This is a genomic window from Actinomadura sp. NPDC048021 (genome assembly GCF_040653135.1).
In the GTDB taxonomy this organism is placed as follows: domain Bacteria; phylum Actinomycetota; class Actinomycetes; order Streptosporangiales; family Streptosporangiaceae; genus Spirillospora; species Spirillospora verrucosospora.
In genome coordinates this window covers 1-23,588 of sequence record NZ_JBEZJQ010000046.1, presented here as the reverse complement: position 1 = coordinate 23,588, position 23,588 = coordinate 1, and the positions used below count along the sequence as shown (strand labels likewise).

At 74.5% G+C, this 23,588-nt stretch carries 16 protein-coding genes and 1 pseudogene; 3 read left to right on the top strand and 14 right to left on the bottom strand.

Annotated features, from left to right (window positions below):
• Window positions 1-29: 29 nt before the first annotated feature.
• Window positions 30-926 carry a glycosyltransferase family A protein gene (locus AB0C87_RS41595; RefSeq protein ID WP_345173564.1) on the top strand — a complete coding sequence of 299 codons (897 nt, stop codon included), beginning with the start codon at window positions 30-32 and terminating at the stop codon, window positions 924-926.
• A 93-nt stretch (window positions 927-1,019) separates the two neighbouring features.
• Entirely contained in the window at window positions 1,020-1,862 is an 843-nt protein-coding gene (locus tag AB0C87_RS41590) for a hypothetical protein (RefSeq protein WP_353835690.1), read from the top strand.
• Window positions 1,863-1,875: 13 nt separating this feature from the next.
• Here AB0C87_RS41590 and AB0C87_RS41585 read toward each other — a convergent pair whose 3' ends face one another.
• The 8 genes from AB0C87_RS41585 to AB0C87_RS41550 form a co-directional block, all read right to left on the bottom strand.
• Window positions 1,876-3,219, bottom strand: coding sequence for a chromosome condensation regulator RCC1 (locus tag AB0C87_RS41585; protein ID WP_360582068.1), 1,344 nt, complete (start codon window positions 3,217-3,219; stop codon window positions 1,876-1,878).
• Window positions 3,216-4,535 carry a ParB N-terminal domain-containing protein gene (locus tag AB0C87_RS41580; RefSeq protein WP_360582066.1) on the bottom strand — a complete coding sequence of 440 codons (1,320 nt, stop codon included), beginning with the start codon at window positions 4,533-4,535 and terminating at the stop codon, window positions 3,216-3,218. The genes AB0C87_RS41585 and AB0C87_RS41580 overlap by 4 nt, the downstream gene beginning before the upstream one ends.
• On the bottom strand, window positions 4,519-6,177 hold the full coding sequence (locus AB0C87_RS41575) for a polysaccharide biosynthesis C-terminal domain-containing protein (protein WP_360582064.1): 1,659 nt from the start codon (window positions 6,175-6,177) through the stop codon (window positions 4,519-4,521). The genes AB0C87_RS41580 and AB0C87_RS41575 overlap by 17 nt, the downstream gene beginning before the upstream one ends.
• A complete protein-coding gene (locus AB0C87_RS41570) occupies window positions 6,164-8,275 on the bottom strand; it encodes a hypothetical protein (RefSeq protein WP_360582062.1) in 2,112 nt (703 codons plus the stop codon). Before AB0C87_RS41570 ends, AB0C87_RS41575 begins: the two co-directional genes overlap by 14 nt.
• A gap of 89 nt (window positions 8,276-8,364) precedes the next feature.
• Window positions 8,365-9,840 carry a hypothetical protein gene (locus AB0C87_RS41565; protein ID WP_345173575.1) on the bottom strand — a complete coding sequence of 492 codons (1,476 nt, stop codon included), beginning with the start codon at window positions 9,838-9,840 and terminating at the stop codon, window positions 8,365-8,367.
• Between the two features lie 7 nt (window positions 9,841-9,847).
• Window positions 9,848-10,711: a sulfotransferase domain-containing protein gene (locus AB0C87_RS41560; RefSeq protein ID WP_345173577.1), complete on the bottom strand. Its 864-nt coding sequence runs from the start codon at window positions 10,709-10,711 to the stop codon at window positions 9,848-9,850.
• The gene (locus tag AB0C87_RS41555; protein ID WP_345173579.1) at window positions 10,708-11,934 is read right to left on the bottom strand and encodes a hypothetical protein; all 1,227 of its coding nucleotides are present in this window, start codon (window positions 11,932-11,934) and stop codon (window positions 10,708-10,710) included. Before AB0C87_RS41555 ends, AB0C87_RS41560 begins: the two co-directional genes overlap by 4 nt.
• Window positions 11,931-13,373, bottom strand: a complete 1,443-nt coding sequence (locus AB0C87_RS41550; protein WP_345173628.1) for a hypothetical protein — start codon at window positions 13,371-13,373, stop codon at window positions 11,931-11,933. The genes AB0C87_RS41555 and AB0C87_RS41550 overlap by 4 nt, the downstream gene beginning before the upstream one ends.
• Before the next feature lie 399 nt (window positions 13,374-13,772).
• Here AB0C87_RS41550 and AB0C87_RS41545 point away from each other — a divergent pair, with 399 nt between their 5' ends.
• Complete coding sequence (locus AB0C87_RS41545; RefSeq protein WP_345173581.1) at window positions 13,773-16,613, top strand: PKD domain-containing protein; 2,841 nt, start codon at window positions 13,773-13,775, stop codon at window positions 16,611-16,613.
• Window positions 16,614-16,691: 78 nt separating this feature from the next.
• Here the strand turns inward: AB0C87_RS41545 and AB0C87_RS41540 are convergent, their stop codons facing one another.
• The 6 genes and pseudogenes from AB0C87_RS41540 to AB0C87_RS41515 all read right to left on the bottom strand — a co-directional run.
• Window positions 16,692-18,299 (bottom strand): DNRLRE domain-containing protein, encoded by a 1,608-nt coding sequence (locus AB0C87_RS41540; protein ID WP_345173583.1) that lies wholly within the window; start codon window positions 18,297-18,299, stop codon window positions 16,692-16,694.
• Between the two features lie 58 nt (window positions 18,300-18,357).
• A complete protein-coding gene (locus AB0C87_RS41535) occupies window positions 18,358-19,629 on the bottom strand; it encodes a hypothetical protein (protein ID WP_345173585.1) in 1,272 nt (423 codons plus the stop codon).
• 107 nt (window positions 19,630-19,736) lie between these two features.
• On the bottom strand, window positions 19,737-20,528 hold the full coding sequence (locus tag AB0C87_RS41530) for a WecB/TagA/CpsF family glycosyltransferase (protein ID WP_345173587.1): 792 nt from the start codon (window positions 20,526-20,528) through the stop codon (window positions 19,737-19,739).
• The gene (locus tag AB0C87_RS41525; RefSeq protein ID WP_360582059.1) at window positions 20,506-21,474 is read right to left on the bottom strand and encodes a sulfite exporter TauE/SafE family protein; all 969 of its coding nucleotides are present in this window, start codon (window positions 21,472-21,474) and stop codon (window positions 20,506-20,508) included. The genes AB0C87_RS41530 and AB0C87_RS41525 overlap by 23 nt, the downstream gene beginning before the upstream one ends.
• A gap of 103 nt (window positions 21,475-21,577) precedes the next feature.
• Window positions 21,578-23,047, bottom strand: a complete 1,470-nt coding sequence (gene cysC, locus AB0C87_RS41520) for an adenylyl-sulfate kinase (protein WP_360582057.1) — start codon at window positions 23,045-23,047, stop codon at window positions 21,578-21,580.
• A gap of 130 nt (window positions 23,048-23,177) precedes the next feature.
• Window positions 23,178-23,588 (bottom strand): annotated as a pseudogene (locus tag AB0C87_RS41515) (hypothetical protein); the annotation flags it as partial.

Here is a 23,588-nt window from a genome sequence, read left to right as displayed (position 1 = left end):
CCGACCCCCTACGACAAGGCAGGCCCTGGATGCCCCCATCCGTCGGAGTCGTGCTTCCCACGCACGACCGGCCGGAGCTGCTGCGCCGCGCGCTGGAGTCGGTGCTGGCCCAGGAGTACGAGGGCGAGGTGCGCGCGGTCGTCGTCTTCGACCGGGCCGAGCCCGACGCGTCCCTCGCGGGGGACCGCGTCGAGGTGATCCGCAACACCCGGGCGCCGGGCCTGGCGGGCGCCCGCAACTCCGGGATCCTCGCCCTCGACACCGACCTGGTCGCGTTCTGCGACGACGACGACCTGTGGCTGCCCGGCAAGCTCGCCGCGCAGGTGAAGGCCCTGGAGAGCGAGCCGGACGCCGTGCTGTGCAGCTCCGGCATCCTGATCGACTTCGACGGGCGGGAGCTGCCCCGGCTGGCCGGGACGGACCGGGTGACCTACGACGCACTGATCCGCGACCGGATGATGAGCGTCCACTCCTCCACCTACGTGGCGCGCCGCGAACCGCTCATCGAGATCGGCATGGTGGACGAGACGATCCCCGGCAGCCAGGGCGAGGACTGGGACCTCGCGCTCCGCGCCGCCCGCCGCCACCCGGTGGTGAACGTGGACGAGCCGTACGTGCGGGTCCTGTGGGGGCTGACGTCCTACTACGCGCAGGCGTGGGAGACGAAGGTCGCCGCGCTGGAGTGGTTCCTGGAGCACTACCCGGAGATCGGCGAGGAGCCGGGCGCGGCCGGGCGCGTCTACGGGCAGCTCGCCTTCGGCTGCGCGACCGTGGGCCGCCGCAGGGACGCGCTGCGCTGGTCGGCGCGCGCCCTCAGGGCGAACCCGGCCGAGCGCCGCGTCCCGTTCGCGCTGGCCGTGGCGTCGGGGGTCGTGTCCGGCAAACGCGTCCTGCTGGCCCTGCACACCCGAGGCCGCGGCATCTGACCGCGGCGATGCCGATTCCCCTGCTTTGGCCACCTTTCCCCAAGTGGCGCCGGTAATGTCGATGGCCATCCCAGCGTTGAAGGAGCCTCTTCCGTGAACCACTTCTCCCGCCGCATCGTCGCGTCCGGGACGCTGGCGCTGGCCCTCGTGCCGGCGTTCGGAATGACCGCCGCGCCCGCCTTCGCGGGCGTCGACCTCGACGCGGTCGCCGAGGGCATCAGCGAGAGCGGCTACTACGTCGACTCCCACGCCAAGTACTACCAGTCGGACGGCGCGCAGGAACTGCTCCGCAGCGCGCAGGGCCGGTCCGTCGCGGTGTTCATCGCGATCCTGCCGCCCGGGAACGACCCCGGACAGGTCCTCGGCCGGCTGCCGGGCCTGATGAAGCGGAAGGGCACCTACGCGGTGCTGGCGGGCGACCAGCTCCGGGTGTCCTCCACGGCGCTGCCGGGCGCCCGGGTGAAGTCCATCTACGACGGGGCCGTGAAGGGCAGCAAGGGCAAGCCCGACCTGGCGCTGCTGCGCTTCGTGCAGACGCTCCCGGAGTCGAAGTACGCGCCGCCGAAGCCCGGCAAGCGCGGCAACAACGGCAAGCCCGCGCCGGAGGCGTCGGTCAAGCAGCAGGAGCAGGAGGAGCGCACGCTCGCCCAGTCGCAGCCGACCGTTCCCGCCGCCGGATACGAGCCCCCGAAGGACGACGGATCGCCCATGCCGTACGTGCTCGGCGGCGCCGGGGTGGTGGCCGTGGCGGCCGCCGGCGGCGGGTTCCTGCTGTGGCGCCGCCGCTCCGCGACCCCCGCTCCCGCCGGCGGGACCGGAGCCCCGGGCGCGGCCGCCGCGCCTCCCGCGCCCGGAGCCCAGCCTCCCGCGCCCCAGCCCCCGGTGGACGGTCCCCGGCCCGGCGACGCCAGGCCGGAACCGCCCAAGGAGTCCTGAAGGCTCCGGAGAGCTACGGCGCTCCGGAGCCCAGCAGCAGGATCAGGTGGCGCTCGCCGACGCCCACCGACAGGGCGTCGGCCGGCACCGTGCCCGCGGTCGTCAGCGCCGTGCCGGGACGGCTGCGGGGCGCCCTCTTCCCCGAGCCGAGCTGGCCGCTGCCGCCCGCGCCCCACGTCAGCAGCGTCCCGTCGGCCAGGATCGCCGCGCCGTAGGCCTCCCCGGCGAACACGCGGGCGGCGCCGCGCAGCTTCGGGGCGCTGCGCCCGACGACGGTGACCGGGGCGGTCCGCGGCTTCACCGTGCCGTCGCCGAGCTGGCCGGCGGTGTTGTTGCCCCAGGCGACGATGGTGCCGTCCCCGCGGAGGGCGTAGTTGTGCTTCTCCGCCGAGGCGACCGCGGTGACGCCGTCGAGGACGCCCTCGCCGCCCACCCCCGAGACGAGGACGGGCGTGAGCCGGTCCTGGCGCGTGCCGTCACCGAGCTGGCCGAGCTCGTTGCGGCCCCATGACGCGACCCGCCCGTCCCGCAGCAGCGCCAGCCCGTGCTGGCCGCCGATCGCGATGCGGACGGCGCCGTCCAGCCGCGCGGCGCCGCCCAGCCCGCGCACCGGGACGGGCAGGGCCCGGTCCTCGCGGGTGCCGTCGCCGACCATGCCGCCCGCGTTGGCGCCCCAGGCGAGCACCTGCCCGTCGCCGCGCAGCACCAGCTCGGTGTGCCCGTCCGCGGCGATCGCCGTGACGCCGGTGAGCGCGCCGCGCCCGTCCGGCGCGCGCACGGTCGTCGGGACGGGAGGGGTGGTGCGCGCGCCGGTGCCGCGCTGGCCGGACGATCCCTCGCCCCAGGTCACGACGGTGCCGTCGCGGCGCAGCGCCATGGAGAAGTCGTTGTTGGCGGCGACCGCGACGGCGTCGTCCAGCCGGCCGGGCCGCCCGTCCGGCGCGCGGACGCGCACGGGCACGCCGCTGCCGCGGGTGGTGCCGTCGCCGAGCTGGCCGTCGCCGTTGGCGCCCCACGCGACGACCTGCCCGCCGTCGAGGACGGCCAGCGAGTGGCGGGCGCCCCCGGCGACGGCCACGACCCGGTCGAGCCGCCCCCGGCCGCCGACGCCGGTGACGGGGGCGAGCCGGGGGTCGGCGGCCGGCCCCGGCCGGCCGAGCTGCCCGTCGGAGTTGAACCCGCTCGTCCACACGGTGCCGCTGCGCGCGCCGGCGGAGCCGGCGGCGGGCGGCGGGGAGACCTGCGGCCCGCTCGCGGGAGCGGGCGACCCGCCGCAGGCCGCCGCCGCGAGGAGCGCCGGGAGGGCGATGAGCGCGGCGACCGGGCGGCGCGCCGCCGGCCGCCTCCGGTGGGTCACGCCGAGCGGACGCAGGCGAACAGGTGCCTGCCGTAGTTGTCCTCGTAGGGCGGCCGGGCGTCGTCGTCGGGCCCGAGGTCGACGATCTCGTCGAACCCGGTGTTCTCCCGCAGGAACGCCGCGACGCGGGCGGGGTCCCAGCCGCGCAGCGACTCGGCGAACCACGCCTCGTTGTCCTGGCCGGTGTCGAAGAACAGGACCCGGCCGGTGGCGCGGTCCAGCAGCCGGATCAGCTCCTCGGCGCTCACCGAGCCGCGGCCGAGGACGAAGTGGTGCAGGAGGCTGAAGCAGGACACCACGTCCCAGCGGCCGGCGTCGTGCCCGCCGAGGAAGTCGACGCAGTCGCCGGTGGAGACGGCGCCGTCCGGGAGCCCGTAGACGGCCCGGCCGAGCGGGACGGCCAGAGGGTCGCGCTCGATGCCCTCGGCGTCGAAGCCGCGCTCGGCCATCTTCGCGACGAACCAGCCGTAGCAGCTCGCGACGTCCAGGTAGCGGCCCCCGGCGATGCCGCGCTCGGCGAGGAACGCGTCCATCTTCGCGAGCCGGTCGGTGCACTGCCGGACGGTCGTCCAGCCGGTCCTCAGTTCGGGCGCGTCGATCGGCTGGTAGAGCTCGTGGGTGCCGTCGAGCCAGCTCATCTTCAGCAGGAGATCCTGCAGGGGCGTGGTGACGGGCAGCCACTTGGCGACGACGTTGGCGCCGTCGGCGCCGCTCATCGCGGCGATGGCGAGCCGGTGGTGGCCGTCGAGGATCTGGTACTGGTCGGAGCCGCGGACGGGGGCGACGAGCACCGGGTCCTGCGGCCCGCTCTGCTGCGGGCGGGGCGCCGTGCCGGGCGCCTCCTCGCCGCGGTACCGCGCGACGAACGCGCGGGCGGCGGCGAGGACGCCGGCCTCGTCGGTGCCGCCGAAGTAGGCGCCGCCCGCCTCGATGCAGCGCATCCCGAGCCGGCCGTAGGCGCTGGACAGGATCTCGGCGTCGGTGAGCTCCGGCCGCTCGTCGGCGAGCCGCAGCAGCCCGACGTGCGGGCCGTCCAGGAACGGGGTCGACGGCCACAGCAGGTCGCCGGTGCGGTCGGCGAACTCGCGGGCCGTCCAGCCGCCCTGCGCGCCGACGAGGAGCTGGTCGAACCGGACCGGGACCTTCCACGGGCGCCGCAGCACGGCGGTGGACACCGCGACGCGCGCCGCGGCCGGGATCGGCAGCGAGCGCCCGGCGTCGACCAGCCGGCCGTACACCGGGCCGCTCGGGGCGAGCCCGCTCTTGCGAAGCACCGCGCGGGACTTGCGGCGCACTTGGTCAATTCCCGTGGGCATGCATGCTCCTGGCAGATGTCGTTTCGGTGGCGGGCGCGGCGGCGGCGCCCGCGGGTGCGGCACGGCCGCGCCTCCCCGGCAGCAGGGAGGCGAAGGCGGTGAGGGACAGCCGCTCGCGGCCGGCCCAGAGCAGGGCGAGGTACAGCATCGCGCCCGGGATCAGCCCGCCGGCGAGGGCGGCCTCGCTGGAGCCGGCGGCCAGCCGGACGGCCAGCGGCACCGCCGCGAAGCTGACCAGCGCGGAGCCGCCCGCCCAGAACAGCCCGGCGCTCGCCGGGGTCATGTCGAGGATCCGCCGGACCTGGACCAGGGCCAGCAGCGTCCGCACGAGCAGCCCGCACGCCCGCGCGACCGCCGCCCCGGCGATCCCGAACGGCGGGATCAGCAGCACGTTCAGCACCAGGTTCACGCCGAGCGCGGCGCTCTGGTTGACCAGGCTGAGCCCGCTGCGGCCCGCCATCAGCAGCATCACGTCGCGGGCGCCCGTCGCGGTCGCCACCAGCATCGCCATCGCCAGGATGACCGTGACGACCTCGCCGGTCCCGCGGTAGCCCTCGCCGAAGGAGCCCACGTACACCGGGGCGCCGACCGCGATCGACAGGTGCACCGGCCAGGCGAGCGCGAGGTTCCAGGACGCGCACACCGCGAACACCCGCTGCGCGCCCGCGCGGTCGGCGAGCGCCATCAGCCGGCTCACCGCGGGCTGCATGACGTTCTGCACGGCCTGGGTGACGAGCTGGCTGATCACGATGAACCGGGTCGCGGCGGTGTAGATCGCCGCCTCGCGCGGCGAGCTGAGCGCCGCGACGAGCACGATGTCGGCGCGCTGGAACGCCGTCTGGCAGATCTGCGCGAACGCGCGCGGCGCCGTGAAGCGCCAGAAGTCGCCGGCCAGGGGCCGCCAGCCGGACGGCGTCCCGGCCTCCGCGGCCACCGGCGCCTCGGCGCGGCTCCGGCGGCTGATCTTCAGGTACCAGAGGAGGGCGACGACCAGGCACGGCAGGTACGGCGCCGCCCACGCCAGGGCGAGCCACACCGCGTCGTCGGTCAGCAGCGCCGCCACGACGACCCCGGCGACCTGGAGCGTCTGCCGCATGATCTTGTCGACGAGGACGGTCGGCCGCATCGAGCCGTGCCCGCGGGTCGCCGCGAGCAGCGCGTCGTGCGCCCCCGCGAGGGGCAGGAACAGCGCCAGCACCCGCACCATGCCCACGGCCTGGCCGGGGTCGTCGGCGCCGATGTGGCCCGCCGTCCACGGCGCGGTGAGGGCCAGCACGAGACCCGCGGCCAGCGCCGTCGCCGCGACCGGGACGAGCGCCACCGGCACCGTCCGGCGCGCCGCGCCGCGGTCGCCGAGCGCCAGGTGGCGGGGCAGCCAGCGCAGCAGGCCCGCGTCGGTGCCGAGCCCCGACACGGCCTGCAGGATGATGAACAGCGACGTCGCCGCGAAGAAGGTGCCCGCGATCCGCTGCGAGTACAGGTGCGCGACCAGGAAGACGAGCGCGAGGCCCTGGACGCCGGCGACGGCGGCGCCGACGAGGTTCAGCGCGCCGCCCCTCGCCAGCCTGTTCAGGTTCGGCCCGCCCGGACCGGACGGCTTCGGCTCGTCCGCCGCTGCTCCGTCGGAATCAGGGGCCGGCATGCCGGCCGGCCTTGTGCGGCTTCTTGCCGTAGCGGGGCGAGACGTCCGGCGCGGCGTCCTTCGGCCCCGCCGGGGGCTTGCCGTCCGCGCCGTCCTCCGGCAGATCCGGCGGCATGAACTTGGAGATGTCCTCCTGGGTCCGCGTCGCGGCCGACTCCAGCCCGTCGTCGGCGGCCGCGTCGGCCGGCTCGGCGGGCTCGGCGCCGGCGGGCGCCGCCGGGCGCGGACGCGCCGTCCCCGTGCCCTGGGTGACCTCCGTGGGGGACACGGGCTTGGGGGCGACGGGCTTGCCCGGCCCGGCCGGGGGTTCGAGCGCGGGCGGAAGGGGACGGCGCCGCGGCTCTGGCTGCGGCTGCGGCGCGCCGCGCCGCCCGGACGGCGCCGGCCGCGCCTCGCCCGTGCGGGGCGGCTGCTTGACCTGCGGCAGCGCCTGCGTGACCAGGGACCCGGAGTCGGCCGGCTCCTCGTCGGGCTCGTCCTGCCCGCCGCGCGACGGGTCCTCGGCCCACGCGAGGGGGGCCTCCGGGGCGCGGCGCCGGCCGGCGCGCGCCTCCGGCTGGCGGGGCTCGGAGCCCTGAGGCGGGTGGGGCTGGCGGGCGGGCGGAGCCTGCCGCGCCGCGCGCCCTCCCCGCGGCTCCGGCGGCTCCAGCAGGGCGCCGAGCACCGTGACGCCGGCGCGCTCGGCCTCCACGTACGCCTGCCGCAGCTCCTCGCGGGTCGTGACGCCCTGGTTGATCACGAGCACGACCGCGTCCACGAAGGTGCACAGGGCCTGCGCGTCGGCGTCGTGCAGGCTCGCCGCGTTCACGATGAGGTACTCGCTGCGGCGGCGCAGCACCTTGACGGTCTCGCGCATCCGCGGGCCGCTGAACCGGTGCGCGGCCTCGCGGGCGCGCGGGCCGCGCGGCAGCAGCCGCAGCTGCGAGTCGGTGTGGATCAGCAGGGTCGCCGGGTCCGTGCCGCTGAGCAGGGTGTCCGACAGCCCCTTGCCGCCGGGCCGGGCGCCGAACAGGGTGCTGACGTCGGCGTCCTCGGTGGTCGCGTCGATCATGATGGTCTTGGCGCCGGCGAAGGCGAGCGAGACCGCGAGGTTGGCGCTGGCCATGCGGGCGCTGCCCCCCGGGGTGGCGTTGCTGATCAGCAGCGCCACCGGGGTCTGCGGCGCGGTCGCCACGACCGCGGCGCGCAGCCGCCGGTACGCCTCGCCGACCGGGCTCTTGGGCGCGCTGACCAGGGCCAGCGTGTCGCCGGGCGGGCCGCCCGCCGGGATGGTGGACAGCGTCCGGACGCCGAGCCCCTCGATCGACTCGGCGTTGCGCAGCCGCTGGTTGAGCCGCTCCCGCAGCAGCATGACCACGAACCCGGCGACCAGCCCGAGCACGAGGCCGCCCGCGCCGTACATCGCGGGCCGGACGATGCCGGGCCCGGCCGGCGCGTCCGCCGGGGTGATCACCTGTCCGGGGTCGAGGGGGGTGCTGGCGATGTCGTTGGACTGCTCGTCGATGACGCCGAGCTGGTTGGTGTAGGCGGTGACGCGCTGCTGGAGGGTGGAGCGCCGGGAGCCGGAGGAGGCGGCCAGCTCGTTGTTCGCCCGCTGCAGCAGGTGCTCGACCCTGGCCGACTGCGCCTTCAGCTTCGCGAGCTGGTTGTTCACCACGGCCTGCGCGCGCTGCGTGCGGTACTCCAGGTAGGCGTCGGCGAAGGCCTGCGCGCCCGCGCGGGCGTTGCCGGAGCTGTTCGCGGTGTAGGTCAGGTTGAGCACCTGGGTGTTGGGCGGGACCGAGACCCCGATGTCGCCCTCCGCCTCGTGCCCGAGCTTCTTCTGGACGATCTTGGCGACGCTGTCGGTGGCGACCAGCTGCGCCTCCGTCTGCAGGTTCACCAGGTCGTCGCCGCGGCCCTCCGGGGAGTACGGGTTGCCCTCCAGCGGGCTGACCAGCACCGTCGCGGTGGCCTTGAACGGCGGCGGCACGGCGATCTCCAGGGCGACGCCGGCCGCGGTGCCGAGCACGGCGAGCCCGATCAGCGCCCCCAGATAGCGCCGGACCAGGGCGAGCAGGTGCCCCCCCTGGGCGTCGGCCGTCTGGTCAGCTCCCACGACGATCCCCCTCATCGATCAGGCTCGTTCTTGACGGAGTGTTCATCTCGACTTTAACCGCGCCTTGCAAGAAGACGGTTCTGTTCATCTCAACCTTGTCCAGGAGCGGCGACCCCGACCGGGGACGGGCGGGCGGCGCGCCGCGGCGCCGGGGACGCGGGCCCGCGCAGGACGGGAGCGGTCAGCACGATCACGCGTGCGGGGTTGGCCGCCTGGTCGAGGGCCAGTACCCCGCTCGCGACCTCGCGGTCCAGGGCCCGTCCCCGTTCGACGACCACCAGGGCGATGTCACTGGCGGCGGCCGCGGCGATGGTGTCCGCGCCGTTGATGTCGGGCGTGGTGATGACGACGATGCGGGACACGCGGCCCGCCTTGTCGACGGCCCGGGTGAGCTGGCGGTCGTCGTCGCTGCGCACCAGCCGGACGGTGAACGAGTGGCCGGTCCCGGCCGCGGCCGGCGGCTCGTGGAAGGGCTCGCCGTCGGCGACGATGCGCAGGACCGTCGTGGCCGATCCGCCCTCGGTGCACATCTCGGCCAGCTCGTAGGCCACCTCGGTGCCGGCCGATCCCGGGACCCCGGTGACGAGCACGGTGGCGGCGTCGGCGTCGAAGACCAGGTTGCGGAGCCGCCGCGCGACCTCGCGGTGCCCGGCGCCGAGCGCCGCCCCCTCCACCATGATCGGAAGCCGGCTGTGCAGCCGCAGGTCGGCGGGGCGCCGGATGCGGCGCGGCCGCACCTCGCGGACCACCACGTAGGCGATCCAGCAGAGCAGGCCGATGCCGATTCCGGACGCGACGGCCACGTCGCGTCCGGGATCGTCGCCCCGCCGGGGGAGCGGGGCCCCGCGCAGCACCTCGCCGGGCTGCTCCTGCTTGCTCTTGATGGCCGCCACCTGCTTCTCCACGTCGCGGATCTGCTTCACCAGCGCCTGGCGACGGGTGCGGGTGGTGAGCCGGCGCAGCTCGTCCTCGTCGCCGGGCAGCGCCGCGAGCTGCTTCTTCAGCAGCTCGGCGTTGTTCTCCAGCGCCTGGCGGTTGTGCTCCAGCACCTGGCCGAGGATCCGGTTCCGCAGCGCCAGGTAGGAGTCGGCGACGACCCGGGCGCCGTCCTGGGCGGTCCGCGGCGTTCCGGCCCGCACCGAGATCGTGAGCACGTGGGTGTTGGACGGCACCGTCAGGCCGATCCGGTCGCGCAGTTCGGCGTCGGACGCGTCGAAGCCCGGCCGCTCCGCCAGCTTGGACAGCACCGGGCGGGACCAGACGAGCTGGGCCTCGGTGTCCATCGTCGTCTCGCGGGGGGCGCGGGTGTTGGTGTCGATCGCCGAGCCGATGTCGATGGAGGGGTGCAGCGCCACCGGCGGCGCCAGCACGTAGATCTGCGCGGTGTAGGTCGTCGGCGTCAGCACGATCTTCACGACCCCGAGCGCGCACCCGGCCAGCAGCGCGATGAGCAGCGCGGCCAGGTGGCGGCGGACGACGCCCGCGTACCGGGTGACCGGGACGGAGTCCGGCGCGAGCGGCGGTTCCGCCTGCACGCTGGCCGGGCCGAGGGTGCGTTTGCTCATCGCCGCCTCATCGCCGCCAGGCGGGCTCGGCGCCGAGGAGCGCGGCGAGCTTGTCGTCCCAGGGGGCGTAGTACTCGGCCAGGCGGCGCTGCAGGTGGTCCGGCAGCGGGGAGCCCGGCCGCGCGTTGTGCCGTTCGAACGACGCGGGCCGCCAGGCCGGCAGCCCCAGGAACTCCAGGATGGAGTCGTAGCAGGGCTCGGGTTCGGTGAAGAAGTCCTCCGCGAACGCCACGTGCACCCTGTCCCGTCCGAAGAGGGCGAACAGCCGCTCGATCTGCTCGGCGTAGCGACCGCGGTCGAGGTAGGAGTGGTGCCGGTGGCTGTGGCTCACGTAGGCGGGGTCGGCCTTGATCTTGTCGATCTCGCCGGAGAGCCGCTCGGGCTCCAGGTCCAGGGCCCGCTCGAAGGGCTCGGTCTCGAACCCCCGCGCCAGCTCGTGCTTGTGGGCGGAGTAGGCCCGCACCACCGGGTCGCGCAGCAGGACGACGAGCTTCACCCCGGGCAGGTCGCGGGCGATCCGCTCCGGCGCCAGCGGGTGGTGCATGTAGTAGCCGGCGGACTCGAACGCCTGGGGGGCGGCGTCCCGGGCGCGGCGCTCGGCGAGCGCGCGGACCGGGAAGTGCCCCCGGTACCAGCCGAGGCCGCGCGTGTAGTTGACGTCGAAGTAGTGCACACCCTTGTGGAAGTTGGGCTGGACGGTCGCCGGGTGCGCGGCCAGGGCGCGGAACAGCGAGGTGGTGCCGCCGCGCTGCGTGCCGACCATGAGGAAGTCGGGCAGCATCCGGGCGCCCGAGGTCAGCCGCCCTCCGGCGCGGGTCGCGGCCCGTCCGGCCTCCTTGACCCACGGAGGGGCGTCACGGCGTGAGATCACGGGGTTCCTCCCGAGGGCGTGTCCGGTGGAGTGGTGTGCAGGAGCGTCAGCAGCCGCTCGGTGTCGGCGCGCAGCGGCCCGCCGATCGGCTCCTGGGCGGCCAGCAGGTAGCGGCGGCACAGCTCCAGGAGGTAGAGCCGGACGGTCGCCTCCGCGGCGGGGCCCGTCGGCCCGAGCGGCTCCAGGAGGGCGGCGGCGCCGTCCGGCCAGGCGGCGTAGGGCGGCCCGGACGCGGTGCGCATCGCCTCCTGGAGGCGGTAGTGCAGCAGGTCGAACCCGTTCGGGACGCCGCGCGAGAACCGCTCCCAGTCCCACAGGCGCAGCACGCCGCGGTGCCAGGCCATGTTCCACGGCGTCCAGTCGCCGTGCCAGGCGCCGAAGTCCAGGACCAGGTCGCCGTGCGCCTTGCCGACGCCTTCGACGACCTCGCCGAAGACGGCGCGCTGCCGCTCGTCCCGGACCAGGCCGGGGCTCGCGGCCATCTCCTCCCAGTAGGCGCTGGCGCGCAGCGGCGCCCGCTCGACGCCGCCGACCTCGAACAGCGCCCGCATCTCCGAGACGGGGGCCCGCCCCCGCGGGCGCCAGCCGAGCGCGCTGGTCGGGAGCGGTTCGAGGACGAGCAGGTCGAGGCCGTGCCACGTGCCGTGGTGCAGCAGCCGCGGGACGTGCAGGCGCCCGCCCGGCCCCGGCGCGGGCAGGTGGGCGTTCAGGTAGGTGAGGGCGGCGGCCTCGCCCTCCAGGAGGGCGCGGGCCGTGCCGGTGTCGCCGATCTTGACGAAGGCCGCGGGCTCGCCGCGCGGCGTCAGCACGTGCAGGATCGGCTTGCGGTTGGCGCGGGCGCTCCCGAGCCCCACGCTGACCACCACCGGCCGCCCGAGCAGCTCCGCCAGCCGGTCCTCGATGGAGGGGCCGCCGCCGGTGATGCTGAGCCGGTCGCGCAGCGTGCGCTCCGGCAGGCCGGTGCGCACCGCCGCCGCCGTCAGGCCGCGGGAGGCGCGCTGCTTCGGGCCGAGGTCGTGGCTGTAGCGGCGCAGCGCGGCCGCAGTGGCGCGCGGCATCCCCGCCGGGACGAGCAGCCGCGGCCGCTCCGCGTCCGGCAGGAACGCCAGTTCCCGGCGCGCCCCCTCGGAGCGTCCCGGTCCGACGGCCTCCACCCGCGCGTCCGGCCACAGGTCCCGCACCGCCGCGATCCAGGCGGCCCGCGTCTCCTCCGGGGCGCTCACAGCGACGCCTCCTCGGCGGTGCCGGCGGGCGCCGCCTCGGCGGTGTCGGCCGGCGCCGCGACGCGGGCACGGGCGCGCGGCCGGGCCTCGGCGCGGGCGTCCCTGCTCGCCCGCCACATCAGCCCCACAGCGATCATCACCGTGTACAGCGGTACCTCCACCATGTCGTAAGTGATCATGAACAGGCCGCAGGCGATCAGGACGGCGCAGCCCGCCAGCGAGTACGCGCCGCGCTCCCGCCAGTGCCGCAGGAACCGGACGGCGAAGAACGCGCAGAACGCGATCGTCCCGACGACGCCGTTGGCGAACAGCAGGAGCCACAGATGGCCCTGGGTGCCGAGCGGCGGGGAGCCGCACGCCTTGCAGCCGATCTTGTCGCCGCCGGACACCTGGCCGAGGTCGCCCTGGACGTTGCGGGTGGACCCGAATCCGACCAGCGGGGAGCCGCTCAGGGCGCTGCGGGTGGTCTCCTCGGCCAGCAGCGTGCGGCGGTTGTTGCTGTGCGGGTTGTCGAGGCGGTCCTGGACGAGGCCGGGCAGCGGCGACAGCGCCACGACGATCGCGCCCGCCGCGGCCATCCCGGCCGTCCAGGCGATCACGCGGGGGCCGCCGACCTGGAGCAGCTTCGCGACGCCGAACAGGCCGATCGCGCCGAGCGCCCCCCACAGCCCCCGGTTCAGGGAGTACACGACGGGCCACAGCGACGCGGCGAGGACGGCCAGCCCGAACGCGCGGCGCCGCATGTCGGCGCGGACGATCCAGGTCAGCAGGAAGTACGGGAGGAAGAAGGCGTAGGCGGAGCCCCAGGTGTTGGCGTACGCGAACGGCGCCATCGGCCGTGACTGCTCGAACCCGAGGATCGACTCGATGTCGGCGACCTTCGGGTGGACGATGTCGCGGACGAAGGAGTTGGCGGTCAGCCCGTGCGGCAGCACCATCTCCACCGGCGAGGTGAGCTGGATCGAGGGGAAGAAGGACCCGACCAGCCCGCCGACGGTCGTCACGATGAACATGTAGCCGAGGAGCCGGCCGATCTTGCCCGACGGCAGCTCCCGCTCGCTCATGTTGCCGATGTAGAGCAGCACGATGGTGGACGACAGGTACCAGGCGAGCCGGTAGCCGTACACCAGGAGCCGGCTGAACCCGCCGCCCGGTTCGGCGAGGGGCGCGTCGGCCCACAGCACCAGCACGCCCAGCACGACCCAGAGCAGGAAGAAGAGCCACGTCCCGAAGCCGCCGGGCGCCACCAGGGTGCCGCGCCGCCGCCACAGCGTCATCGCCATGGGCACGCTGATGACCAGCAGCACGATGTTCGCCAGGCCGAGGATCCACCACACGGGGAAGCCGAGGAGCGCGACGGCGAGCGGCCAGCCCGGCCGCAGGCGCCAGGGCAGCAGCCGCGGCGTCGCGAGAGGTGTGCTCCCCGCGATCCCTCGCATCCCGGCCAATCACCGCTCCGTTTCCGTGGGACGCGCCTGCGGGCGCGCGGACCGCGCCGTCCGGTTCCGGACGCACGTCGCCCATGGAAGGACGTCCTGTCTCTTACCAGGGGCGACAGCGGATGATGGCCGAATTCGGCCACGCGATCCGGTCGTCCGGTGAGACCCGGCAAGCGTCCTTTCGAGGTGCGCAGCGTACCTCGCGAGACGTGATGGGCGTGCCCGCCGGGGCGCGTCCGGGGGGCCTGCCGCAGGCCGATCACCGGGCGGGCCGGTGGCCGAAACCGAATAGTTAGTGATCAAACGGCGGTCCCGGCTGCCCGCTGGCTACGATTGCGCGGCGCTATGTGCCTTCACGAGGAACATGGCGGCTTACTTCTATCTTGCACGGAGGGGTCGATGGGCAGACGCAGGTGGGGGCCTCTGGCCGTGGGGGCGGTGCTCGCGCTGGGGACGCTGACGGGGAGCCTCGCCGCGGGCGCCCCGGCGAGCGCGGACCAGAGGGGATCCGAGCCCGCGCACGGCAAGGTCGTCAACGCGGACCCGGCGAACTACACGCCGAACGTCCTGGACGGCGAGGTCAAGTCGATCATCAAGATCGGCGGCAAGATCTACGTCGGCGGCTCGTTCACCCAGGTGAAGGAGCCCGGGGCCAACAAGCCGACGCTGGTCCGCAACCGGCTGTTCGCCTTCGACGCCGCCACCGGCGCCATCGACCCCGACTTCGCGCCCAGCCTCGACAAGGGCGAGGCCAGCGCGCTGCTGCCCGCCCCCGACGGCCAGTCGATCTACGTCGGCGGGAGCTTCGGCCAGATCAACGGCGTCCGGCACTTCGTGCTCGCCAGGATCAACGCCCAGACCGGCGCCCCCATCGCCTCGTTCGACCCGCAGTTCGACGCCAAGGTCCGCGACCTGCGGCTGGCGGGCGGCCGGCTGTACGTCGGCGGCACCTTCGCGACCGTCGGCGGCGTCGCGCGGCCGGCCCTCGCCGCCCTCGACCCGCAGACCGGGGCCCGCGACGACTTCCTGAACCTCGACGTCACCGGCACCCAGACCGGCGACGGCGTCACCCAGATCTACAAGATGGACGTCAGCCCTGACGGCTCCAAGCTCGTCGGCATCGGCAACTTCAGCTCGGTCGCGGGCAGCACCCGGCGCCAGATCGTCATGGTGGACCTCACCGGCCCGTCCGCCCAGCTCGCGAACTGGGACACCACCCGCTACGCCGACCAGTGCTCGCAGTCGTTCGACACGTACATGCGCGACGTCGAGTTCTCTCCCGACGGCGCGTACTTCGTGGTGACGACCACCGGCGCGTACGGCGGCTCCGCGAAGCTGTGCGACACCCAGGCCCGCTGGGAGAGCGCCGCCTCCGGCGGCGGCCAGCAGCCGACCTGGGTGAACTACACCGGGGGCGACACCACCTACGCCGTGGAGATCACCGACACGGCCGTCTACACCGGCGGCCACTTCCGGTGGGCGAACAACCCGTTCGCGGGCGACAACCCCGGCCAGGGCGCCGTCGGGCGCGAGGGCATCGTCGCGCTCGACCCGGTCAGCGGCCTGCCGTTCAGCTGGAACCCCGGCCGCGACAAGGGCGTCGGCGTCTTCGACATGCTGGCCACCGACGAGGGCCTGTGGATCGGCAGCGACACCGACAACGTCGGCGGCGAGTTCCACCAGAAGCTCGCGCTGTTCCCCGTGGCCGGGGGCGCGGTCATCCCCGCCTACAGCACCGGTGAACTGCCCGGGAACGTCTACTCCGGCGGCGGCATCGGCTTCGGGGCCGCCAACTACCTGAGGCACCGCTCGTTCGACGGCACCACCGCCGGCGCCGCGGTCGACGACGGCACGGCGGGCGTCGACTGGCGCACCGCGCGCGGCGCCTTCATGGTCAACGGGGAGCTCTTCTACGGGTCGTCGGACGGCGCGTTCCGGCGCCGGTCCTTCGACGGCACGGCGCTCGGCACGCCGACCACCATCGACACCGCCGACCAGCTCACCGCCATGACGACCTGGCACTCGCAGGTGCCGAACATCACCGGCATGTTCTTCGCCAAGGGCCGGATCTACTACACGCGCGGGCAGTCCTCGCTCTACTACCGGACGTTCAACCCGGAGAGCAACGTCGTCGGCGCGCAGGAGTTCACCGCGGTGGGCAACCTGCCCGGCATGAGCTGGAGCTCGGTCGGCGGCATGTTCGTCAACGGCGCGAACCTCTACTACGTCAACAACGGCAACGGCCGGCTCTACCGGGTCGCGTTCTCCGCGGCGGGAGTGCCGTCCGGCTCGCCGACCGAGGTCAGCACCGCCGACTGGCGCGGCCGGACGGTCTTCCTGTACGCGGGGACGCCGAACCAGCCGCCGACCGCCGCGTTCACCGGCGACTGCGACGGGCTCACCTGCACCTTCAACGCCGCCGGCTCGTCCGACTCCGACGGCTCGATCGCCTCCTACGCCTGGGACTTCGGCGACGGCGGCACCGGCACGGGCGTCGCGCCGCAGCACGCGTTCGCCGCGGCCGGCACCTACACGGTCAAGCTGACGGTGACCGACGACCGCGGCGGCAAGGGCACCCGGTCCCAGGACGTGACGGTCGCGTCGAACCAGGTGAACATCGGCTACCGCGGCGGAGCGGGCGGCAACGGCAACGTCCAGACCGCCACGGCGCAGGTTCCGCCGGCGGTCCAGCCCGGCGACGGCATGCTCCTGTTGCTGACGTTCAACAGCAGCGAGGCGACGCTGGCGACCCCGCCGGCCGGCTGGACGCAGGTCGGCACGCAGGCGGCGGGCACCGCGACGTCCGTCGTCTGGAAGCGCGTCGCCCAGGCCGGTGACGCCGGCACGCAGGTCGGCATCGGGTTCAGCGCCTACACCAAGGCCGACATCCGGCTGCTCGCCTACGAGGGCACCAACGCCACCGACCCGGTCGCGGCGGTGGCGAAGAGCAGCGACGCCGGCACCGTCACCGACCACACCGGCCCGTCGGCCCAGGTGGACGCGGCCGGGTCGTGGGTGGTGACGTACTGGGCGGACAAGTCGTCCACCACCACGTCCTGGACGGCCCCGGCCGGCGTGGAGGCCCGCGGCACCGGGATCGGCTCGGGCAGCGGCCGCATCACGGCCCTGGTCGCCGACAGCAACGGCACGGTCGCCACCGGCGCCTACGGCGGCAAGACGGCGACGACCGACGCCGCCAGCCGCGCCGCGATGTGGACCATCGTCCTGGCCCGCAAGTAGGACGCGTCACCCGCACGCGCCGCGCCCCCCGCCGGATCTCCGGCGGGGGGCGCGGCATGTCGGCGGCGGGTGCGGCCGTCAGCAGAAGTCGCTCCAGGCCTTGCGGCTCTGGGTGTCGAGGAGGCGGAAGTCGCCGGTGCTCCAGTCGAGGTCGAAGTAGGAGACCCACAGGGCGCGGTGCTTGGCGAGGTAGGCGTTGGTGGCGTTGAGCCAGGCGGCGCGCCTGTCGCCGTTGTCGCCCTTGACCAGGTAGCTGCCGGTCTCGGCGATGCCGAAGGGCAGGTCCTCGCCCTTGCTGACGGCGACGACGCGGTCGTACATGGTGGCCGGGTCGTCGTAGCGGCCCTTCTTCCAGCCGAGGTTGTACACGTCCCAGCCGAGGACCTGGATGACGTCGCGGCCCGGGTAGTAGTCGCGCCAGTCGCGCTTGGACAGCGGGTCGAGGCTCCAGCCCATCAGGACGAGGGTGGCGTGGACGCGGGGGTTGCCCGCCTTGTCGGCGAGGGACCGCAGCCGCCGCCACGCGGCGCGGTAGTCGGCGGCGGTGAACTCGCCGGAGGCGATGTTGTCCTCGGGCTCGTGGTAGTAGACCCAGTAGAGGTCGCGGTCGCGGGGCGCGGTCGCGAACCAGCGGGTCATCTCCCGGTCGTACTTGCCGGCGAGGACGTCCTTGGGCGCCAGCTTGAACGAGATGATCGGCGGGCGGTTCCCGGTGTCGGGCTTGCCCGGCCACGCCGGCGGGACGCCCTGGTAGAACAGCCGGACGGTCTCCAGGCCGCCGTAGGCGGCGTCCAGGCGGGTGAGGGCCTTCTGGAAGGTCTCACCCGGCTGGAGTTCGAGGGAGAGGCCGCAGAGCGTCCGCCCGCCCGCGGGGGACGTGCCGGGGGTCTTCACCGGCTGCGGGGTCTGCCAGGTGGGTTCGGGCCCGGGCGCGGGAAGCGCCGTGCCGGACGTCTCCGGCGACCTGCTCGGCGTCGGCGGGGGCGCGCCCGGCCGGGTCCGCAGGAGCAGGCGCGGGCCCTCGCCGGTCTCCCGTGAGCGCAGCGAGACCGCCGTCCGGGGGCCCTGGCCGGTGATGGCGAACGCGTAGAGGCCGGGGCCGGTCACCACCTGGCCCACGTCGAAGGACACCGTGCCCCCCGACCCGGCGGGGGCGCTCGCCACGACGGATCCGGCGACCGGGCGGTTGCCCCAGGACGTGCCCTCCTCCGTCCACGCGCCGGGCAGCGTGCGCAGCTCGACCCGCCGCGGCCGGTTCTCCAACCGGTCGAACGTCATCTCCACGCGGGCCCGGGTGACCGCCGGGGTGCCGGGCGGCACCTCGAACGCGACGTAGGCCTCGGTGTGCCAGCCGGGCCACGCGGAGGCGGTGATCTTCCGCGCGTCCCCGAACGCCGTGCCGGGCATCTCGCGCACCACGTAGGTGTCGGCCGAGGCGGGGACGACCGTGCTCGCGCCCGCGGCGGCCGTCCGGGCGTGGTGGGCCGTGCCGGTCCCCGACAGGGCGATCGCGCCCGAGCCGCCCAGGACCAGCAGCGCGCCCGCGGAGGTGACGTAGAAGAACGGGCGGGGGCCGCGGCGCCGGTCGCGCCGCCGCGGCCCGTCCGGCGGGACGGGCAGCGAGCGGCGCGCGTCGGGGCGGTGATGGCCGCCGCGGACCACCTCGCGCTGTTCGTGATGGACCAAGGCCCCCGCCCCTTCCCGCAGAACGTCCCCCGCCCTTTATCTCATGGGAGCCGCCGGCTCACCCCGCGGGGAACATCCCGAGGCGTCCGTGGTACTCGTGCCCGAGCTGGTCGGTGTCGCTGCCGACGAGCAGCCCCTTCGGGTGGGCGACCAGCGTCTCGACGCCGTGGCCGAGCGTCCGCGTGGGGTTCCACGCCAGCGCCTTGCCGGTCTTCGGGTCGAGCGCGCCGATGCCGGGGCGCGACACGGCGCCGGGGCCGGCGGAGTCGTGCCCGTAGGGGTTGTCCAGCCAGCGCTGGTGCCCGCCGACGTAGACCGCGGCGCCGGTCACCGAGGTGGACAGCAGCGTGTCGCCGCCCGTCCAGTTGACCCAGGTCGGCTTCTGCCCCGACCCGGTGGGGGACGACTCCCAGCGGGCGGCCGAGTCGCACAGCTGGCTCTGGCCGTAGGGGCCGCCCGTGGTGACGACCACGAAGTACTTGCCGTCGGGGGAGAAGTCCATGCCGCGCATGTAGGTGTCGAACGCGGCGAGGTTGCAGGGGGTGGAGTAGCGCTCGGTCGACCAGGTCGACAGCTTCGCGGTGCCCTTGCCCAGCGTGATCATCGCGATCTGGACGCGGCGCTGGCCGTTCACCCGGGTGAACGTCCCGTTGATGACCATGCGGGTGTCGGTGGGGTCGACCGCCATCCGGTACACCTTGAGGTCGCCCGACCTCGGCTCGGTGACGGTGAAGTTGAACGCGTTGTCGGCGACGCCCGTGAGCCTGTCGACCCGCGCGAGACCGGTGCGCGCCTTGCCGCCCGCCTTGGTGAACATGCCGCCGATGTAGAGGCGGGAGCCGCGCACCACCATGGTGTAGACCCGGTAGTTCACGTTCGGCTTGAAGCCGGTGTGGACCTTGTTGGTGGAGATCTTGAGCGCGGTCACCGTGCCGGTCTTGACGCCGTTGACGGTCGTGAACGTCCCGGCCGCGTAGATCCAGTCGCTGGACCCGGGCTGCAGGGCGTGGACGGTTCCGTTGACCTTCGGGACGAAGGCCGTGCTGATCTTCCCGGTCCGGATGTCGTAGGCGAACAGGTTGTGCCGCTTGATCGTCTTCTTGCCGCTGCCGGCCTCGCGGACCTCCTCGAAGTTCCCGCCCACGACGACCCAGTTCCCGACGGTGGTGATGGCGCGGACGGTGCCGTCCAGCACGTGCGGGGTGATGTTCACCGGGTTGGCGGAGACGACCGCCGGCTGGGCGATGTCGGCGGAGGCGGTGCCCGCGGCGGCGGGGACGGCGAGCGCCGCGAGCGCGGCGGCCGTGAGGCGGGCGATGGTGGGGCGCATGAAGGTGCTCCGGGAAGCGGCCGGGGACGCTGATGGCATCTTGTCCTACCACATGGCTAGAGGACGAGTAGGGGTTCCGGAAAAGTGCGGCATAGGAGGCGTCCCGCTCAGTCGGCGGGCGCCCTGCCGTGCCGCAGGCGATGGTAGAGGACCCGGGCGAGATAGGCGCCGAGTTCGACGGTGTAGCGGCGCCAAAGGCGGCGGGGCTCGCGCGCCAGGCGGTAGAGGAAGCCCACGCGCAGCCTCAGGACCCAGGCGGGGTAGTAGTCGCGCCGTTCGGCGAGGTGCTCGAAGTAGGCGCCGCACGTGATGACGACCGGTGCGGTGAGGCGGTCGCGGTACTCGGCGACGAACCGCTGCTGGAGGGGCGTCCCGAGGCCGACGTGCAGGATGTCGGGGGCCGCGTCGTTGATCTCGGCGACGAGGCGCTCGGCGGTCTCGGCGGGAATGCTGCCCTGCCCGTCCGCCCAGTGCCCGTGCAGGGTGCCCGCGACGTCCAGGCCCGGGTACCAGGCGCGGACGTTCGCGGCGGCGGCCTCGGCGACGCCGGGCGCGTTGCCGAACAGGAAGACGCGCCAGCCCTCCTCGGCGGGCTGGCCGAACAGGTCGTCGGTGAGGTCGTCGTTGGCCATCCGGCCGGGGACGGGACGGCCGAAGACCTTCGCGGCCAGAACGACGCCCCAGCCGTCGGGGAGGTTCAGGTCGAAGCCGTTCATCAGGTCGCGCAGCCCCGGATCCTTCTGCGCCCTGAGCACGTAGTCGGGGTTGGCGAAGGTGACCGTCAGCTTCGAGCGCTCCTTGACGGCCGCCGCGACGAAGGAGCGGAACCGGGCGACGTCCACGCGGCTGACCCGTACACCGAGGACGTCGACGGTGTCATGCGGCCATCGTGGGTCCACGTCTGCTCTGCTCTCCTGGGGCACCGGCGATGCCGGGGGAAACGACCGGAGAGGAGAGCGTATCCCGGTGCGGCGCGGCCCGGTGGCGAAGGACGAGCCAGGCGGCGACCGTGGCGGCGATGAGGACGACCATGGTCCAGGCGAGCGGGACGGGCGCGACGCCGAACATCTTCAGCGAGGAGGCGACGAGCACGAGGGCCAGCACCCGCCGGATCAGGGCGCTCGGGGCCCGGGAGGAGATCTTGGAGCCGAGGTAGACGCCGGGGATCGAGCCGGCGAGCAGCGCGGCGGTGACCTCCATGCGGAAGTCGCCGAACAGCAGGTGGCCGATGGCGGCCGCGAAGACCAGCGGGACGGCCTGGAGCAGGTCGGTGCCGACGAGCTGGTTGGCCTTGAGCGACGGGTAGAGGGCGAGCAGCGCGACGATGATGAGGGAGCCGGAGCCGACCGAGGTGATGCCGACGACGAGGCCGCCGACGACGCCGATCAGCACGGTCGGGACGGGGCGGACCGTGATCTTTGGGGACCGGTCGGCGTCCCCGGCGGAGCCGGCGCGCCCCCGGTAGGCGAGGTAGCCGCGCAGCGCCAGGCCCGCCGCGGCGATCATCAGGGCGGCGCCCATCGCCTTGCCGATGACGTTCTCCACGGAGTCGCCGTGCCCGAGCGCGCGGGCGAGCAGGACTCCGGAGAACGCGGCGGGCACCGAGCCCGCGCACAGCCACCCGACCAGCCGCATGTCGATGGTGCCCTGCCGGTAGTGGACGGCGCTGCCCACCGGTTTCATGACGGCGGCGGCGACCAGGTCGCTGGACACGGCGGCGAGCGGGCTCACCCCGAAGAACGTCACGAGCATCGGCGTCATCAGCGCGCCGCCGCCCATGCCGGTCAGCCCGACGATGATGGCGACGAGGAACGACCCGAGCGCCATCGTCCAATCGAAGTCCATCGGCATGACCTACCTGTCATGTAGGAATTATGGCTAACACGATAGGTGATGCCCTCCGGATCCGGAAATACCGGGTAAGGGGGTACGAGTGGGACGGAAGGGGTTATTCCGCTCGCACCCAGCCGCCGTCGACCAGCAGGTCGAGGACCCGGGCGACCGCCTCGTCCGGCGTCAGCCGCGAGGTGTCGAGGGTCAGGTCGGCGTCGTCCGGCTCCTCGTAGGGGTCGGAGATGCCGGTGAACTCGGGGATCTGCCCGGCGCGGGCCTTGGCGTACAGGCCCTTGCGGTCGCGGCGCTCGCACTCCTCCAGCGGCGTCGCCACGTGCACGAGGATGAAGTCGCCCACGGCGGACACCATCCGCCGCACCTCGGCGCGGGTGGCCGCGTAGGGGGCGATCGGCGCGCAGATCGCGGTGCCGCCGTGCCGGGTGATCTCGGCGGCGACGAACCCGATGCGGCGGATGTTGAGGTCGCGGTCGGCGCGGGAGAACGTCAGGCCCGCCGACAGCATCCGCCGGACGACGTCGCCGTCCAGCAGCGTGACCGTCCGGCCGCCGCGCTCCACCAGCGCGTCGGCCAGGCCGCGCGCGACCGTGGACTTCCCGGAGCCGGACAGGCCGGTGAAGAACACCGTGATGCCGCGCGAGCGCTTCGGCGGGCGCGCCAGCGCCAGCTCGGCGGCCACGGCGGGCGGGGTGAACCAGTCGGGCACGGGCTCGCCCGCGTCCAGCAGCTCGTCCAGCCGCTCGGGGGTCAGCTCCGCCTGGACGTGGTCGGGCTCGATGCGCGCGACGGGCCGCCAGACCTCGACGTCGGCGTCGTAGGCCCACGGCTCCGGGACGACGAGCGGGACGGCGGTGCCCTCCAGCTCCTGCTCGGCGAGCAGGTGGGTGGCGCCGTAGGCGGCGGCGACGTGCGCGCGGAGCCGGACGTCGCGCTCCCGGTCGCCGCGCGCCGGCAGGGGCACGGGAATGATCTGGGCGCCGTCCGGCAGCTCCCTGCGGACCCCGAGCAGCGCTCGGACGAGGGACTCGTCGTGCTCGCCGCCCAGCAGCGGCAGGACGAGGACCTTGGCGGCGAGCCGCTCGGCGACCTGGCGGAGCTGGCCGAGCTGCTTGCGGTGCAGGGGCTCGCGGGTGGCCACCGCGAGCACGGCGCCCTCGAACGCGTCGAGCTCGTCCGGGCGCCGGCGCAGGCGGTGGAACGGTCCGTGCGCGGGCGCGCGGAGGGCCTCCAGCGGCCCGGCGAGCCGCCAGCCCTGGGTCGTCGGGTCCTGCCACGCCTCGGCGACCCGCAGCACGGCGAGCGGCACGCCCTCGGGGTCCTGCAGCACGACCCGCTCCTGGCCGGTCAGCTCCTTGGGGACCGACAGCGTGACCGGGACCGGCCACGGGGTGCCGTCCGCGAGCCGCCCTCCGGCGATCACCATGGCGGTGTCGAACGAGCCGAGGAAGCCCGTCAGCGGGCGGTACACCCCCGCGAGGACGAGTTCGAGGTCGGCGAGCTCGACCGGGTCCGGGGTCCAGGCGGGCAGGTCGCGCAGCGTGTCGGGAAGGCCGGCTTCGGCGGTCACCGCGATCTCCGATCCCGCCCGGCGAGGCGGCCGGGCTCATCCATGGCGAGCAGGGTTTTCGCAGGAAAAATACTGCCCCGGCCTGGCCGCGCGCACGTCCGCCCCGGCCCGGGCCGCCCGCGGCCCCCGCTCAGATGACCCGCGCGAAACGGTTCTCCGGCTTGCGGATGACGAAGGTGACCTCGCTGTGGTCGGCCGTCAGCCGCCCCCGGGTGACCGCCGACACCAGCCGGCACAGCAGGTCGGCGAGGCCGGTTCCGGTCCCGAGGACGTCGAGCGCCTGACGCGAGGTGTACTCCTCGGCGACGACCAGCCCGCGCATGACGCAGTACCAGCGCAGGCCCGACCGGGAGGCGACCCGGTTGTAGAGCGCCGGGGGCGGGCTCGTCCGGACGACCGGCACCGGCCGGGACGCGGCCTGCTCCGGGCCCGCCGCCGGCGGGGCCTGCCCGTCCTCGGGGGCCCCGGGCCCGCCGCCCGCCGGGTACGGGACGCGGGCGTGGGCGCCGCGGGCGCGCCGCCCGCGCTCGGCGGCCGGGGC

Excerpts from the sequence above, each read along its gene's own strand:
- AB0C87_RS41595 (WP_345173564.1), top strand. The coding sequence starts at position 30 with ATGCCCCCATCCGTCGGAGTCGTGCTTCCCACGCACGACCGGCCGGAG.
- AB0C87_RS41580 (WP_360582066.1), bottom strand. The coding sequence starts at position 4,535 with ATGCCCACGGGAATTGACCAAGTGCGCCGCAAGTCCCGCGCGGTGCTT.
- AB0C87_RS41575 (WP_360582064.1), bottom strand. The coding sequence starts at position 6,177 with ATGCCGGCCCCTGATTCCGACGGAGCAGCGGCGGACGAGCCGAAGCCG.
- AB0C87_RS41565 (WP_345173575.1), bottom strand. The coding sequence starts at position 9,840 with ATGAGCAAACGCACCCTCGGCCCGGCCAGCGTGCAGGCGGAACCGCCG.
- AB0C87_RS41550 (WP_345173628.1), bottom strand. The coding sequence starts at position 13,373 with ATGCGAGGGATCGCGGGGAGCACACCTCTCGCGACGCCGCGGCTGCTG.
- AB0C87_RS41545 (WP_345173581.1), top strand. The coding sequence starts at position 13,773 with ATGGGCAGACGCAGGTGGGGGCCTCTGGCCGTGGGGGCGGTGCTCGCG.
- AB0C87_RS41535 (WP_345173585.1), bottom strand. The coding sequence starts at position 19,629 with ATGCGCCCCACCATCGCCCGCCTCACGGCCGCCGCGCTCGCGGCGCTC.
- AB0C87_RS41525 (WP_360582059.1), bottom strand. The coding sequence starts at position 21,474 with ATGGACTTCGATTGGACGATGGCGCTCGGGTCGTTCCTCGTCGCCATC.